Genomic DNA, 1,446 nt, shown 5'->3' on the forward strand with positions numbered 1-1,446 from the left:
GCCAGCAGAAGCTCGCGCTTTGTGGGAAGAAGCAGCCTTCGCTTGTGATGACAAAATCGATTCCACTGTGAGTGGCATTGGGTCGCGTGGTTCTATTCCTGACGGGTAGGTTCTTTGTCGTGGAGGCAGCTTAAATTGTTCTTCACTCGCTTTAGGCATTCGCTTGAAACGTGATAGATAAAAGTTCTCTAGCTTTTCTCTCGCCCATTCCGTTTTGCGTAAATATTTTAAACTGCTTTCTATCGTCGGCTTCGTGTGGAAACAATTAATACGCATAGCCGCATCGAGAATATCCCAACCATAGTAATCAACCAGCTCGGTAAGTAACTGTTCTAATTTAAGACCGTGTAGAGGGTTGTTTTGCTGTTCTTGTAGCTCTTGTGACATGTTTGCCCTATTGACGAGATAATGATGACGCCCCGATTATACGCATAATTCATGCTTAATATAACCATTATCAACCCTACTATTATTTATGGTAAAACGGTATGTCTCTGTAACATCCGTATGGGTCGACTTTTAGCTTGGGCCTTTAGCGCAGCGCTCTTATCGCTATGTTTAATTCAAACATGAACCTTGGGTATTTTTCCAAAAAATTGTTGGAGATATAAACACCAAACTCTTTTTCTTTTTCCAATATAATATGATATTTGTCACTGTTTTCTACATAATGCTGGAACACTACTTCCGCGACGAAAACGGCATCCGTTTGCCCTGAGTCCAATGCTTCAACAAGACCTTGTATATCCACGGCATGCGGTAAGGTATTGTATTCATTATTTAACAACCAATAGTTAGTGTTGGTATTGAGTAAACTCATTACCCTAGCCTCTTTTTTAAAGACATCTTTTCTTGGATCAAACTGATCCATATTCTTCTTCAATACGACCCAAACCCACCGATTGACCATAACCGTTTCAGAAAAAACAGCGTATCGATCTCGCTCGCTATTTTTTGATGCCATAAAAAATCCATCTGAACGTCCAAGCCTCAATTCTGTCAACGCTCTACCATGATTAGAACCCACTTCTATGTTGTAATTCACGTCTAGGGAATCGAGTATCGTGGTCACTTTATCTACGCCCAAGCCTGTAGGAATACCCTGATTATCGACCGTGGTATAAGGGGGGAAATCTGGCAGGAAAAAGTGCATATCATACTTTGCCAGTGCTGAAAATGAAGCAAGTACACTGACTAACAGTAAAAAAACAATGTTGAATCGATCACGCATAATGTTTAATTGTTCCTATCTAGGCATGACAATAAGTATAGAAATTAATTAACGAAATAGCGAAATTCGCGCGAATAGCGATAGATTTAAAGTTTTGTGATTGGGTTGATACAAAATTTAACCTCTCTTTCGAGCCCTAATCCATCACTCTAACTCATTCATTTCTTGCCACATTTCTTCTATTTCTTGATCTGTTGGAGATCGGAAGAGCGGTT

General features: G+C 40.0%; 2 protein-coding genes. Both read right to left on the reverse strand.

Annotated features, from left to right (window positions below):
• A partial coding sequence (locus ACP45E_RS11640) for a VF530 family DNA-binding protein (RefSeq protein ID WP_069585033.1) occupies positions 1-387 on the reverse strand: 387 nt, incomplete at its 3' end.
• A 145-nt stretch (positions 388-532) separates the two neighbouring features.
• Positions 533-1,231: a substrate-binding periplasmic protein gene (locus ACP45E_RS11645; RefSeq protein WP_017038154.1), complete on the reverse strand. Its 699-nt coding sequence runs from the start codon at positions 1,229-1,231 to the stop codon at positions 533-535.
• Positions 1,232-1,446: the final 215 nt, after the last annotated feature.

The sequence above is a fragment of the Vibrio genomosp. F10 str. 9ZD137 genome (genome assembly GCF_049974785.1).
GTDB lineage: Bacteria > Pseudomonadota > Gammaproteobacteria > Enterobacterales > Vibrionaceae > Vibrio.